This is a genomic window from Pseudomonas sp. F-14 TE3623 (assembly GCF_053629015.1).
In genome coordinates, this window is record NZ_JBRJHM010000001.1 from 6,315,781 (window position 1) to 6,329,827 (window position 14,047).

General features: G+C 58.6%; 15 protein-coding genes. 7 read left to right on the forward strand and 8 right to left on the reverse strand.

The genetic code is table 11. The features are described 5' to 3' along the window. From AB7M29_RS29150 to rlmF, 3 genes are all read left to right on the forward strand, one after another. Positions 1-390 carry a DNA polymerase III subunit chi gene (locus AB7M29_RS29150; protein ID WP_217854419.1) on the forward strand — a complete coding sequence of 130 codons (390 nt, stop codon included), beginning with the start codon at positions 1-3 and terminating at the stop codon, positions 388-390. Positions 391-599: 209 nt separating this feature from the next. Next, positions 600-3,446, forward strand: a complete 2,847-nt coding sequence (locus AB7M29_RS29155; protein WP_454248557.1) for a valine--tRNA ligase — start codon at positions 600-602, stop codon at positions 3,444-3,446. Positions 3,447-3,722: 276 nt separating this feature from the next. Further along, a complete protein-coding gene (gene rlmF / locus AB7M29_RS29160) occupies positions 3,723-4,745 on the forward strand; it encodes a 23S rRNA (adenine(1618)-N(6))-methyltransferase RlmF (protein WP_454248558.1) in 1,023 nt (340 codons plus the stop codon). Between the two features lie 54 nt (positions 4,746-4,799). Here the strand turns inward: rlmF and AB7M29_RS29165 are convergent, their stop codons facing one another. Then, the gene (locus tag AB7M29_RS29165) at positions 4,800-5,747 is read right to left on the reverse strand and encodes an IS110 family transposase (protein WP_217858081.1); all 948 of its coding nucleotides are present in this window, start codon (positions 5,745-5,747) and stop codon (positions 4,800-4,802) included. 374 nt (positions 5,748-6,121) lie between these two features. Further along, positions 6,122-6,403, reverse strand: coding sequence for an HU family DNA-binding protein (locus tag AB7M29_RS29170; RefSeq protein WP_007905514.1), 282 nt, complete (start codon positions 6,401-6,403; stop codon positions 6,122-6,124). Positions 6,404-6,799: 396 nt separating this feature from the next. On the opposite strand from AB7M29_RS29170, the gene yejK reads away from it, so the two are divergent. After that, entirely contained in the window at positions 6,800-7,804 is a 1,005-nt protein-coding gene (yejK, locus tag AB7M29_RS29175) for a nucleoid-associated protein YejK (RefSeq protein ID WP_038981666.1), read from the forward strand. Beyond that, on the forward strand, positions 7,804-8,154 hold the full coding sequence (locus tag AB7M29_RS29180) for a glutaredoxin family protein (protein ID WP_454248559.1): 351 nt from the start codon (positions 7,804-7,806) through the stop codon (positions 8,152-8,154). The genes yejK and AB7M29_RS29180 overlap by 1 nt, the downstream gene beginning before the upstream one ends. Before the next feature lie 147 nt (positions 8,155-8,301). Here AB7M29_RS29180 and AB7M29_RS29185 read toward each other — a convergent pair whose 3' ends face one another. The 5 genes from AB7M29_RS29185 to AB7M29_RS29205 form a co-directional block, all read right to left on the reverse strand. After that, complete coding sequence (locus tag AB7M29_RS29185; RefSeq protein ID WP_217854422.1) at positions 8,302-9,237, reverse strand: glutathione S-transferase family protein; 936 nt, start codon at positions 9,235-9,237, stop codon at positions 8,302-8,304. Between the two features lie 88 nt (positions 9,238-9,325). After that, positions 9,326-9,646 (reverse strand): GIY-YIG nuclease family protein, encoded by a 321-nt coding sequence (locus AB7M29_RS29190; RefSeq protein ID WP_038981663.1) that lies wholly within the window; start codon positions 9,644-9,646, stop codon positions 9,326-9,328. A 39-nt stretch (positions 9,647-9,685) separates the two neighbouring features. Beyond that, the gene (locus AB7M29_RS29195; RefSeq protein ID WP_454248560.1) at positions 9,686-10,156 is read right to left on the reverse strand and encodes a nuclear transport factor 2 family protein; all 471 of its coding nucleotides are present in this window, start codon (positions 10,154-10,156) and stop codon (positions 9,686-9,688) included. A gap of 128 nt (positions 10,157-10,284) precedes the next feature. Continuing rightward, positions 10,285-11,601 (reverse strand): CynX/NimT family MFS transporter, encoded by a 1,317-nt coding sequence (locus AB7M29_RS29200; RefSeq protein WP_454248561.1) that lies wholly within the window; start codon positions 11,599-11,601, stop codon positions 10,285-10,287. Beyond that, a complete protein-coding gene (locus AB7M29_RS29205; protein ID WP_217854424.1) occupies positions 11,591-12,250 on the reverse strand; it encodes a FadR/GntR family transcriptional regulator in 660 nt (219 codons plus the stop codon). Before AB7M29_RS29205 ends, AB7M29_RS29200 begins: the two co-directional genes overlap by 11 nt. A gap of 166 nt (positions 12,251-12,416) precedes the next feature. Between AB7M29_RS29205 and AB7M29_RS29210 the strand changes: the two genes are divergently transcribed. Both AB7M29_RS29210 and AB7M29_RS29215 read left to right on the forward strand, forming a co-directional pair. Further along, positions 12,417-12,728, forward strand: coding sequence for a type II toxin-antitoxin system MqsR family toxin (locus AB7M29_RS29210; RefSeq protein WP_217854425.1), 312 nt, complete (start codon positions 12,417-12,419; stop codon positions 12,726-12,728). Continuing rightward, positions 12,725-13,213: a type II toxin-antitoxin system MqsA family antitoxin gene (locus AB7M29_RS29215; RefSeq protein WP_217854426.1), complete on the forward strand. Its 489-nt coding sequence runs from the start codon at positions 12,725-12,727 to the stop codon at positions 13,211-13,213. Before AB7M29_RS29210 ends, AB7M29_RS29215 begins: the two co-directional genes overlap by 4 nt. A gap of 65 nt (positions 13,214-13,278) precedes the next feature. On the opposite strand, the gene AB7M29_RS29220 is transcribed toward AB7M29_RS29215, so the two are convergent. Then, positions 13,279-14,043, reverse strand: coding sequence for an amino acid ABC transporter ATP-binding protein (locus AB7M29_RS29220; protein WP_038981658.1), 765 nt, complete (start codon positions 14,041-14,043; stop codon positions 13,279-13,281). Positions 14,044-14,047: the final 4 nt, after the last annotated feature.

A 14,047-nucleotide genomic window follows, 5' to 3' on the forward strand; every position in this document is an offset into this window, starting at 1 on the left:
ATGGACACTCCAAAACCGCAGCAAAATTCCGCGCATCTGCTGGATGACCTCGAGTCGATCCGCCAACTGCTCGGTGATGACAACCTGCAACCGCCCTTGCTGACCGACACGGTCATTGAAGGTGATCAGGAACAGATCCCCATGCTGTTCGACACGGTCGGCAATGCGCCGCAGCCGGTCGAAGCGACACCGCCACCCGCCCCAGCCGCGCAACCGTCGCCTGCCGCCAGCAAAGGCCCCGACGCCCTGCTGCACCTGGACAGCGAACTGCGTGCCGCCGCGCTATTGATCATGCAAGACGTGATCGACGACTTCGCCCCGCACATCGAAACCGAAATCAAACGCCGTCTTGATGCGCGGATGGAACGGTTGCTCAGCCAGTACGAATAACCCCCCCTGTGGGAGCGAGCCTGCTCGCGATAGCATCACCTCGGTTTCCTGATAGACCGCGGCGCCTGCATCGCGAGCAGGCTCGCTCCCACATTTCATCTGAGCTGTAATTGATCAAGCGCCCTGTCTGCACCCGCTCGCCCTACGCCCCATGCCTCGCTATACTTGCCGGCTTTTCCTGAATAAATGCCAATAGGGTCCCGCCGCGCATGGATAAGACCTACCAGCCGCACGCCATTGAAACTTCCTGGTACAACACTTGGGAGTCTGAGAATTACTTCGCCCCGCAAGGCGCGGGCGAGTCCTACACCATCATGATCCCGCCGCCGAACGTCACCGGCAGCCTGCACATGGGTCACGGTTTCAACAACGCGATCATGGACGCCCTGATCCGTTTCCGCCGCATGCAGGGTCGCAACACCCTGTGGCAGCCGGGTACCGACCACGCCGGTATCGCCACGCAAATGCTGGTGGAGCGCCAACTCGAAGCCCAAGGCCAGAATCGCCACGATCTGGGCCGCGAAAAATTCCTCGAGAAAGTCTGGGAATGGAAGGATCAGTCCGGCGGCAACATCAGCCGTCAGATCCGCCGCCTCGGCTCGTCCGTGGATTGGAGCCGTGAGCGCTTCACCATGGATGACGGCCTCTCGGAAGCGGTTAAAGAAGCGTTCGTGCGCCTGCACGAAGACGGTCTGATCTACCGCGGCAAGCGTCTGGTCAACTGGGACACCAAGCTGCACACGGCGATTTCCGACCTCGAAGTGGAAAACCACGACGAGAAAGGTTTCCTGTGGAACCTGAAGTACCCGCTGGCCGACGGCGCCAAAACTGCTGAAGGCAACGACTACCTGATCGTCGCGACCACTCGCCCGGAAACCATGCTCGGCGACGCCGCCGTGGCGGTTAACCCGAACGACGAACGCTACAAAGCCCTGATCGGCAAATTTGTCGAGCTGCCGCTGGTTGGCCGCCGCATCCCGATCATCGCCGACGATTACTGCGATCCTGAATTCGGCACCGGTTGCGTGAAAATCACCCCGGCCCACGATTTCAACGACTACGAAGTCGGCAAGCGCCACAACCTGCCGCTGCTGAACATCTTCGACAAAAATGCCCACGTGCTGCCGGCTTGTCAGGTGTTCAACCTCGACGGCACGCTTAACGAAAGCATCGACGGCAAGATCCCGGCCGAATACGCCGGCCTCGACCGCTTCGAAGCGCGCAAGCAGATCGTGGCAGCGTTCGAAGCCGCCGGCCTGCTGGTCAGCGTCGACGATCACGCCCTGAAAGTGCCGAAAGGCGACCGCTCCGGGACCATCATCGAGCCGTGGCTGACCGACCAGTGGTACGTCTCCACCAAGCCATTGGCCGAGCCGGCCATCGCTGCGGTTGAAGACGGCCGCATTCAGTTCGTGCCAAAACAGTACGAAAACATGTACTTCTCATGGATGCGCGACATTCAGGATTGGTGCATCAGCCGTCAGCTGTGGTGGGGCCACCGGATTCCGGCCTGGTACGACGAGTCGGGCAAGGTCTACGTCGGTCGCGACGAAGCCGAAGTGCGTGCCAAGCACAACCTCGGCCCGGACGTTGCGCTGCAACAGGACAACGACGTTCTGGATACCTGGTTCAGTTCGGGCCTGTGGACTTTCTCCACGCTCGGCTGGCCGGAGCAGACCGAGTTCCTGAAGAAATTCCACTCCACCGACGTGCTGGTGACCGGTTTTGACATCATTTTCTTCTGGGTTGCCCGGATGATCATGCTCACCATGCACCTGGTGAAAAACGAAGACGGCACGCCGCAGGTTCCGTTCAAGACCGTTTATGTGCACGGTCTGGTACGTGATGGCCAGGGCCAGAAGATGTCCAAGTCCAAGGGCAACGTCCTGGACCCGCTGGACATCATCGACGGCATCGAGCTGGAAGAACTGGTGCAGAAACGCACCTCCGGCATGATGCAGCCGAAACTGGCGAAGAAGATCGAGAAGCAGACCCGCGACGAGTTCGCTGACGGCATCGCCAGCTATGGCACCGACGCCCTGCGCTTCACGTTCTGCTCGCTGGCATCGACCGGTCGCGACATCAAGTTCGACATGGGCCGCGTCGAAGGCTATCGCAACTTCTGCAACAAAATCTGGAACGCTGCGCGCTACGTGCTGGACAAGGGCGAAGACTGCGGTCAGAACGGCGAAGCGTACGAGTTGTCCCTGGCAGATCGCTGGATCATTTCGCAGCTTCAACGCACCGAAGCCGAAGTGACTCGTCAGCTCGATCAGTTCCGTTTCGACCTGGCCGCACAAGCCTTGTACGAGTTCATCTGGAACCAGTATTGCGACTGGTACCTGGAACTGTCCAAGCCTGTGCTGTGGGATGAAAATGCACCGGTTGAACGTCAGCGCGGCACCCGTCGCACGCTGGTTCGAGTGCTGGAAGTCGCGTTGCGCCTGGCGCACCCGTTCATGCCGTTCATCACCGAAGAAATCTGGCAGCGCGTCGCGCCGCTGGCCGGTATCGAAGGCAAGACGATCATGCTGCAACCTTGGCCAGTGGCCAACGAAGCACGCATCGATCAAGGCGCCGAAGACGACATCGAATGGCTCAAGGGCCTGATGCTCGGCACGCGCAACATCCGTGGCGAAATGAACATCGGTCCGGGCAAGCCGCTGAACCTGTTCCTGAAAAACGTCAGCGCCGAAGATCAGCGCCGTCTCACCGAAAACGAAGCGCTGCTGAAGAAGCTGGCGCGTCTGGAATCGATCACCGTTCTGAAGGCCGGCGAAGAAGCACCGCTGTCCGCCACCGCACTGGTCGGCGAGATGGAAGTGCTGGTACCAATGGCTGGCCTGATCGACAAGGACGCCGAACTGGCTCGTCTGGACAAGGAAATCCAGCGTCTGCAGGGCGAAGTTCAGCGTGTCGGCGGCAAGCTGTCCAACGCCGGTTTCGTTGATAAGGCCCCGGCCGAAGTCATCGAGAAGGAACGCGCCAAACTGGCTGAAGCTGAACAGGCTTTGGGCAAGCTGGCCGAGCAACATGCGCGGATTGCCAGCCTGTAACGGCAAGATGCAATGAAAAAGGGAGGCCCGCAGCGGCCTCCCTTTTTTATGCCCGCCCCCTTCCCCCAAACACCGCAAATCCCCCTGTGGGAGCGGGCTTGCTCGCGAAGGCGATAAGTCAGTCAGCATCAATGTTGAATGAATGACCGCTTTCGCGAGCAAGCCCGCTCCCACATTTGATCAGTGTGCCCAGCACGATGGGCGATCGACACCACTCCCACACTGGATGTGGGACAATACCCGCCACTTTTAGCCATACCCGAATCGACAACGCCCATGAACGCCCCCCGCACACCAAGACCTGCGCGCAAGAAGCCTGACTCAGCTACCCCGGCCAAAGCCGTGGAACCCCGCGAGAAGGCCAGCCTGCATCCGCGCAATCGCCATCAGGGTCGTTACGACTTCCCGGCGCTGATCAAAACCACGCCGGAACTGGCGAAGTTCGTGATCATCAATCCGTATGGCAAGGAAAGCATCGACTTCGCCAGCCCGGACGGGGTTCGGGTGTTCAACCGGGCCCTGCTCAAGTCGTTCTACGGCATCGCCCATTGGGACATCCCGGCCGATTACCTGTGCCCACCGGTGCCAGGTCGTGCTGACTACGTGCACTTCCTGGCTGACCTGCTGGCCAGCGTCAATGACGGCGAGATCCCTCGCGGTGCGCCGGTCAAGGTCCTCGATATCGGCATGGGCGCCAACTGCGTCTATCCGTTGATCGGCTACAGCGACTACCGCTGGCACTTCCTCGGCTCGGAAATCGACCCGACGGCCGTGGCCGCCGCTAAAGCCATCGTGCAGTCCAACGGGCTGAACAAAGCCATCCAGCTGCGTCAGCAAAGCAATCCCAAGCACATTCTGCTGGGCCTGCTCGAACCCGGCGAACGCTTTGACCTGACTATGTGCAACCCGCCGTTCCACGCCTCGATGGACGAGGCAACCAAAGGCAGCGAGCGTAAATGGCGCGCACTGGGCCGCGCCGACCCAAAACGCAAACTGCCGGTGCTGAACTTTGGCGGTCAATCGGCCGAACTGTGGTGTGAAGGTGGCGAAGCACGGTTTGTGACGCAACTGATCGCCGAGAGCGCGCATTTTCAACACAAAGTGCTTTGGTTCAGCACCCTGGTCTCGAAAGCCTCGAACCTGCCTGCGATCCAGACAGCGCTGAAAAAGGCCGGTGTGTTGGAAAGCCAGGTCGTGGAAATGTCGCAAGGGCAGAAGCAAAGCCGATTCGTCGCCTGGACCTTCCAGACCAAATCCGAACAGCAGGTCTGGCGCGAACGTTGGGCGCGTAAAAGCTGATTAGCTGACCGACGTAGATCAACGGTGGGAGATTCTATGGTTGAAGGGAAGCCCTCAACCAGCTTTGGGTTGATATTCGCTCTGTCCTTTCAGTAGAGCGAATACGATCCGAGCAAGCTTGCGAGCCAGTATCACCAGCGCCTGAGTGGTGCTGAAACCTCGAGCTCTTTGCTCTTCATAAAAGCCTTTCCAGGCTGGCGTACGGCTGGCCGACATAGCTGCATTGTGCAGAAGCCGGCGAGCTTCCGGGTCACCTCGCTTGGTCAAGCTCCGGCGCCCGTCTTTTTGCCCTGACTTCGCCACCCGCAAATCCATTCCCAGAAAGGCAATAAAGGCATCTGCGTTTCTGAAGTCGCCCCGCTGAAACGCCGTGAGCAAGCGGGCTCCGGTCAGAAATCCAATGCCTTCAACTTTCAGGCAACGCTTCAACTGACCGAGCAAACCGGCTTCTTTCAGATGATCATTAATCGTCTTTTCGACCAGCGTTTCAAGCTGCTGCATGGCTTTCACTTGCGCGGCGAAAGCAGATTTCAGCAGCGGTTCATTCGCCCAACTTTGCACCAGGCCGACCCGCGCCTGAACCAAGGCTGCGCGACGACGAAAAAGGCTCAAGAGCTGGCGGTACAGCGGTGATGGCGGGGTCCAAGGATGAAGATCATCACCTTCGTTCTTCAGATAGCGGGCGAGCAGTCTGGCATCCAACGCATCGGTTTTGGCGCGGATATTCACCCCTTTTCGGTAATGGCTGAGTTCATAGCCACCCACCATGTAAATCACGCAGCCAGCCTCATAGGCCAGATCGGCGAACTCCAGGTGATAGATATTGGTCGACTCAATGGCTACCGCGACTGTCCCCGACAAGGCTTTCAACCACTGCTTGATGGCAGCCTTGTTGTTGGGAATCTCTTCAAGCAGGTCAAGTTCGGCGTGATAGATCACCAGTTCGTTCTTGGCGACATCCACGCCTACGATTGGCTTTGTGACAGAAACCGGCATTGCCATTGGATTTCCTCCGGGATATGTTTTGAGCACTTGAAGGGCTCACCCAGAGGCGCAGGCTTGTTCCTATCGTCGGTCCTAGCCAGATGCATTCTTTATCGGCGCTTGGGTGAAAGGAGGAGGGGCGAAATCTCCCACGGATCTGTACTGCGTCAACAGTCAGAATCGGGCTTTGTCCCTCCTCCTCCCTTCAAGTCCTACCATACAAGCGGGCTTGCTCGCGAAGGCGGTGTGTCAGTCAAATTCAATGGTGACTGACACACCGCCTTCGCGAGCAAGCCCGCTCCCACATCGGTCATACAGTGTTGGCGGGTAAATCGCAGACACAAAAAAACCGTGCCCGGATTGCTCCGGCGCACGGTTTTTTTTAACAAGTCTTACTTGTTAACAGCGTCGGTCAGGCCTTTGGCCACAACCAGCTTGATAACTTTCTTGGCAGCGATTTCGATGGCTGCGCCAGTCGAAGGGTTGCGGCCGGTACGGGCAGGACGCTCAGTCACTTTCAGCTTGCCGATACCTGGCAGGGTGATTTCGCCGCCGTTTTCCAGCTGATCAGCAACGATTTGGCCCAGTTGGTCCAGAGCGTTACGCGCGGTGGTTTTTGGCGCGTCGATAGCTTCAGCGATGTCGGCGATCAGTTGGTCTTTAGTAAGAGCCATGTAATGTTCCTTCCCTATCAAATTCATATGGATTGCAGAGTGCAGTGTCAGCCATCGAGCCCGATCTTCTGGATCTGGCACCCTCGGCCATAACCACGACGAGTCGGGGTTATAGATACCGAAATCAGGGTTTGGTTCGACCTGACAAATGCTGAATGCACGCTTAACGCAGTGACTTCGCGTAAGACCGGGCAAAACTAGCACAGAGACGGGGAAATATCCGCCTCTAGCTACCCATTTGGTCAGCTTTATTGCTCTAAATCGGCAAAAAACTGCATAAGGGCCGGTGGACAGCTGCAAATTGCCCTTGGCACCACGCCAAAACCAGTGGTTGCGGTACACTGAGCGCTTTTTCGGGGGAGCACGCCCTCCTCTCTTCAATCAGCCGAGAAGCCCATGCCGATCCGTCATTGCATCGTCCACCTGATCGACAAAAAACCCGACGGCACACCCGCAGTTCTTCATGCCCGCGATTCCGAACTGGCCGAGTCCAGCGCCATCGAGTACATGCTTGCCGACCTCAACGAGAGCTACAACGCCAAACAAGGCAAGGCCTGGGGTTTCTTCCATGCCGAGTCCGGGGCGCATCCGTTCAGCGGCTGGCTGAAGGAATACCTCGACGGCGGCAAGGACTTCACAGCCTTCAGCCGGGTGGCGGTGGAACATCTGCAAAAGCTGATGGAAGAGTCGAACCTCTCTGTGGGCGGCCACGTGCTGTTTGCTCATTACCAGCAGGGCATGACCGATTACCTCGCCATCGCCCTGCTGCACCACAGCGAAGGCGTGGCAGTGACCGATCAGCTGGACGTGACGCCTTCGCGACACCTGGACCTTGGCCAGTTGCACCTGGCAGCGCGGATCAACGTCTCCGAGTGGCAGAACAACAAACAGTCCAAGCAGTACATTTCGTTCATCAAAGGCAAGAACGGCAAAAAAGTTTCGGAGTATTTCCGCGACTTCATCGGCTGCCAGGAAGGCGTCGACGGCCCCGGCGAAACCCGCACCCTGCTCAAGGCTTTCAGTGACTTCGTCGAAAGCGAAGACCTGCCGGAAGAGTCCGCACGCGAGAAGACCAAGACCCTGGTGGATTACGCCAGCAGCCAGGCAAAAATGGGCGAGCCCATGGGTCTGGAAGAACTGTCCGAACTGATCGACGAAGAGCGCCCGAAAGCTTTCTACGATCACATCCGCAACAAGGACTACGGCCTGTCGCCCGAGATCCCTGCGGATAAGCGCACCCTGAACCAGTTCCGCCGCTTCACCGGCCGCGCCGAGGGCTTGTCCATCAGCTTCGAAGCGCACCTGCTGGGCTCGAAGATCGAATACGACGAAGAAGCCGGTACGCTGATCATCAAGGGCCTGCCGACCCAATTGACCGACCAGCTCAAGCGACGCAACTGATGCTCGGCGGCGTATTGAAGAAATGCCTGCTGATCTTGCTGGTGGTCGTGGTTTACCAGAACTGGGGCAAGATCGAGCGGGTGTTTCACCCCTCGCAGGTGGTGTCCGAGCGGACCCAGGCCAAGGCCAATGTCGTGCTCTACGCCACCGATTGGTGCGGCTACTGCAAGCTGACCCGGCGCTTTCTCGACCAGAAGGGCATTCCGTACAAGGAATTCGATATCGAGAAAGATGCTCAGGCGCGCAAAGCCTACGAGGCGCTCGGAGGACGCGGAATTCCGCTGATCGATGTGAACGGAACGTTGATACGCGGGTATGACCCGGACAAGGTTCTTGCGGCGCTGAAATAGCTCTTCAGACCGACGCCGTCCCTTGTGGGAGCTGGCTTGTCGGATCGCCGCACCGCTGCGATAGCGGAGTGTCAGGCAACATCAATATTGCTGGGCTGACCTCATCGCAAGCAAGCCAGCTCCCACAAGTTAGTGCATGGCCAGCGCCTAATGCGCTTCGATGCGAAACCCGAATCGCGGGAAGTGCACATGCACAACGCCGGCCCGCTCGTCTTCTCGACGCAAAATCAATTCTTCGCTACCCGCAAACAACAACTCACCCGTCACCGGATCAACGCCGTAATCGGTCGCAGCGATCACCACTTGCTGGCCAACCTCGAACCCGTTTGGCTCCTCAAACTGCTCATCCGGCAACGCAGCCGGTGTGGCATTGCGGGCTATCTCCAGCGCTTCCTCAGCCGTCATCTCGCTGAACGCGCCATGACCAAAGCCCATCACACGACCAAACCACGCCAAAACAGCCGGATAAGCATCCACCAACGGTGACGTCACGTGCGTCGCTTTGAGGAACCACAGTGAGTGGGCCAAGGCAAAGTCGGCAATCGACGGCTCGCCGAACAGGAAGTCACCCTGTTCGCGCTGAAGCTGCTGCTCCAGACGCGCCATGATCGTTGGCCACTGGTGCCGAGCCTGCTCGGCGGACAACCGAGTAGCGCTGCCACCGCTGAACAAGCCGGCGCGATCGGCCAGGAACCCCTTGATCGCTTCCGGCGACAACTTGCCAAAGCGCACCGCCACCGACGCCGGCTGGAACACCAGGCTGACCGCATGCTGGAACACCACCGAATCGACCCACGCCGCGAAGGTTGCGGTGATCATTTCCTGGCCTTCCGGGAAGAACGCCGGCAAGGCTTTTTCCTGCTCCAGACGACGAGCCATCAGCGCGGTGTCGCAATAGATATCCGCGCCAATCTGCAATACCGGCGTCTTGCGGTAGCCGCCGGTCAGGGCTGTCAGATCGGGTTTTGGCATCACCGGCGAGATGTTCACCGAGCGCCAGGACAGCCCCTTGAAGCCCAGCAGCAAGCGGGCCTTTTCGGCAAAAGGGGACGTCGGGTAGTGATGAAGAATCAACTCGGACATGCTCGGCTCCGCCGCTCGGATAAGGAGCCAGCAGCTTAGCGCGCAATCCGCACGCGGCCTACCCATCTGCCTGATGAGCGCTTATCAGTCAGATTGATAAACCCGCAGCCGCGCTCGCCACCAGACATTCCTTGGCGCTTTTCTTGAGTTTTTTGATCAATCGTTCCTGGCGCAGTGCTTCGCTTTTATCGCGGCAGATTTCGGTGTAGACCAATGCCACGGCCGGGCTCGACAGGAAGAAGCGCGCGCCTTTGCCACTTTGGTGGGTGGCGAAACGGCGGACGGGGTCGTCGCTGATCCCGCAGTAGAGCGAACCATTGGCCGCGCGAACGAGGTAGACGAACCAGGGCTTGCTGACAGGCAGCGGCGGTTCGGCGGCAATGACGGAAGATTCGCTCGAGGTGTTCACGTGACGATCAAGGCTTGTAGGAAACAAGCCGCGATCTTATCAGCGACTGGCCTGAAATGCCTTCAGCCCCTTCAAGGCCTGAGCGCGCACGGCGTTTTTCACCACCGGCGTCCAGCCCAACAACAGCCCTTTGAAACCCAGCGCCTGACGCGACCAGTGCCACAGATCAAAGCTGTCGTGATGCTCGCAGATCTTGCCGTCGCGAAACACGAAACGCGCCTGGATATCGTTGACCACGGTATTGCCGGTCTGGCTGAACAGGTACGTCGCCACCCAATGGGCACCGCCGGTGCGCTCATCACTGCGCACGTTATCGAAGGTCAGGGAGAAGTCCTTGGCGCGGGTGGTGAGCATGCGCCACATGTCGCCGGCATCGCGCCCGCGCAGTTCGCCGAACGCCGGATCACTGAACACCACGTCGTCGGTGTAGCAGACACTCATGGCCTCGGCATCGAGCCGCTGGAAGGCTTGGTAGAACCGGGTGATCAAGGCGTTGTGGGCATCACTCATGGACAGGTTCCCTCTGGATGTGCAAATAGATGCACAAAGTGGCGTCGAAAGATTGCCTGCACGATAGTCAACAAATGCGCAGAACACTATCGGCATTCGTGGCCCGAATACCGACAGTGCGCAGAACGTCAGACTCTCTCGCTTTGAACCTGAACGTACAACGAACGTCCGGCACCGAGGCCCGCGATAATCGCGCCGAGGCCAATAACGCCAAAGATCCAGCCCACGGCGCTCCAGCCGCCGGTCCAGTCATGCACCACGCCGACCGCGAACGGCCCCATGGACGCCAGGGTGTAACCGAAACCCTGGGCCATGCTCGACAGGTTGGCCGCGACATGGGCATCCCGCGAGCGCAGCACGATCAGGGTCAACGCCAGGCTGAACGTGGCGCCCTGCCCCAATCCCAGCAGGATCGCCCAGCCCCACAAGCCATCGATCGGCGCATAGAGGCAACCGAACAAACCGCCGAGGGTCATTGCCATGACGATCACGATTGCCAGCCGCTGATCCTTGCCACGCGTCGCCAACCAGGGTGCTGCCAGCGAGCTGATCAACTGGACAATCACCGAACCCGACAACACCAGACCGGCCTGGGTCGGCGTCAGACCGCGGCCGATCAGAATCGACGGTAGCCAACCGAACACGATGTAGGCCAAAGACGATTGCAGGCCCATGTACAAGGTCACTTGCCAGGCCAGTGGATCACGCAATAGACCTCGGACCCGATAGGCAACATGATGCGCGCCGTGTTTCTGACCGACTTGCGGCAACCAGAAAATCGCCGCGACCAACGCTGGAACCACCCAGAAACCGAGACCCAAGGCCCAGCTTTTGTCGAAATGTTCGCTCAACGGCACGGTCGCGCCAGCCGCCATGGCCGCGCCCAGGCATAGGGCCATGGTGTAGACGCCAGTCATGGTCCCGGCCTGTTTCGGGAAGTCGCGTTTGACAATGCCGGGCAGCAGCACGCCGATCACCCCAATGCTGGCGCCGGCCAGCACACTGCCGGCGAACAGACCGATCTCACCGAACGAACTGCGCAAAATGATCCCGCCTGCCAGCATCAGAAGAATCCCCAACACCACCCGCTCGGCCCCAAAACGTCGCGCCAGCACCGGCGCCAACGGTGCGAACAGACCGAGGCAAAGTACCGGCAAGGTCGTCAGCAACCCGGCTTGGGCGGCCGATAGCCCCAGCGTCTTCGAGATCTCGCTGAGCATCGGCGCCATGCTCGACAACGCCGGACGTAAATTCAGCGCCACCAGAATCAGGCCGAGCAACAGCAACCATGGTCGCTGAAGGACCGGGTGAGCTTGCTGAACCTGTTCGTCATCGGCCTCGGCGTCGATCAACAGCTCTTCGAGCTCCGCCTTGCGCTTGAGCTCAGTGATGCTGCTGTTGCTGGCCTGCTGGGTGGACATGGGGTTCTCGGTTTCAAGGTTCATTGATCAACTGCCTCGACAGGGCTTTGGCCCGTTCCGGGTCGCGTTGCTCGACGGCATCGAGCAGTTCGACATGTAGGTCGAACACCGCTTGCCGCCGAGGTGAGATGTTCAGGGTCTGGCGCAAGTGCGCGCCGACGATGCTGGAGAAGTAGCGATACAGCTCGCTGAGTGTCGGGTTGTGCGCCGCCTCCACCAGTCGACGGTGAAACACCAGATCGCAGGCGATGTAGGTGTCGAGATCGCCATGGTAGTGACTGCCGCTGACACCTAGCGCTTCGCGCAATGCCACCAGGTCTTCATCAGTGCGGCGTAATGCGGCCAGACCGATGGCTTCGACTTCCAGAATGTGCCGGGTTTCCCGAGCCTGTTCCTGAGTGCAACGGGACAGCGCCTTCATGGTGTCCAGTGGATCGATCACCGCCCGCAGATAGCTGCCGTCGCCCTGGCGAATCTCGATCAACCCGGAAAACGCCAGCACGCGCATGGCTTCACGCACGGTGTTGCGGCTGATGCCCAGTTCAGTCGCCAGCTCCGGCTCGGTGGGCAAACGCTGGCCGACCGTCCAGATGCCTTGATTGATGCGCAGGCGTAACTGGTCCAGGGCCTGATCGACCAAGGATCGTTTAATTAATGGAGAAATGTCTGACATAGGATTCGCCCTTTCATCCAATCATAGGATGAATTTTCTGACATGTTAGTCAGCTTCATGTAGGACGACAACCGCCTACGGTCAGAGAGAGGGAATGGAGCGGGATTTTCGATTAGTCAAAATTACCCTTTAAGGGTAATTTCAGGGATAGGGTTCACGGTTTCTTATGGAAAAGAACACACCCCACTACGCCTTGTCAGTCGTCAAGGATGAGGTCAGAAGGCAAGGAGCCAAAGCGTTTACTCAAGTCGCATTGAGGTCCGGCAAGCGCATGGGATTGAACCTGCGAGATATGGAGTTAGTCATTTGCTCGCTGGAACGCCGGATGCTCTACAAGTCGATGACGGGCTACACCGATCACCGAAGCTGGCAGGACGTTTACCACACTACATTTCATGAAATGGAGCTCTACATCAAAGTGACCTACTGCCCCAAAGGTGGGCCCCCGGTGATCTCTTTCAAGGAGCAGAACGTATGAATACGCGGCAATGCATGAGTTGTGGCACTCAACATACCATGCAACATTTTGAAGGTCGCAGCCTCAGTGTCGACTACAAGAACGTATCACGCTGGGTGCACGACATTGCCGGCTGGGAGTGCACGGTCTGTGGTGAGATCATTTTCGATAATGATACTGACAGCGCCGAGCGCTACTCCGACGCCGGCGACAAATTGCTCGAAGACTGCTTTCAAATCATGGGCACCGAGATGAAGCGTATCCGCCGCAAAATGCATCTCACGCAGAAGGAAGCAGTGAAATTGCTTTCCGGCGCTGGCCACAATGCGTTCTCACGATACGAGCGCGGCGAAATTCCCCCACCTCAAGCTTTGTTCACGCTAATGCGCCTGTTGGATCGTCATCCGCATTTACTTGCTGAAATACAAGCAATGAACGAAGGCACTGACTTGAGGCGATTGCTCGCTGCACGATTCCCGGAACAGGAAACAACACTGGCGTCCTGACCTCGAAATCCAGACAAAAATAAACCCGGAACACTGTCCGGGTTTATTTCACTGCCTGGCTTCGATCAATGCAAAATCTGGCTCAGGAACAGCTTCGTACGCTCGTTCTGCGGATTGTCGAAGAAGTCATTCGGCGCCGCCTGTTCAACGATCTCGCCCTTGTCCATGAAGATCACGCGGTTGGCCACGGTACGGGCGAAGCCCATTTCGTGGGTCACGCAGAGCATGGTCATGCCGTCTTCGGCCAGGCCGATCATGGTGTCCAGAACCTCTTTCACCATCTCTGGGTCGAGTGCCGAAGTCGGTTCGTCGAACAGCATGATTTTCGGTTTCATGCACAGGGCACGGGCAATCGCCACACGCTGTTGCTGACCGCCGGACAGTTGCCCCGGGTATTTATGCGCCTGCTCCGGAATGCGTACGCGCTCCAGGTAATGCATGGCGATTTCTTCGGCCTTGCGCTTGGGCATCTTGCGTACCCACATCGGCGCCAGGGTGCAGTTCTGCAGGATGGTCAGGTGCGGGAACAGGTTGAAGTGCTGGAACACCATGCCGACTTCGCGGCGGACCGATTCGATCTGCTTGAGGTCGTTGGTCAGTTCCACGCCATCGACCACGATGCGGCCCTGCTGGTGTTCTTCCAGACGATTGAGGCAACGGATGGTGGTGGATTTGCCGGAACCCGATGGGCCGCACAAAACGATACGCTCGCCTTGCTTGACGTTCAGGTTGATGTCTTTCAACACGTGGAACTGGCCGTACCACTTGTTCACGCCCTGCATCTGAATAATGCCTTCAGGGCTCACAGGCTGTTTGATCGCTTCACTCATAAAC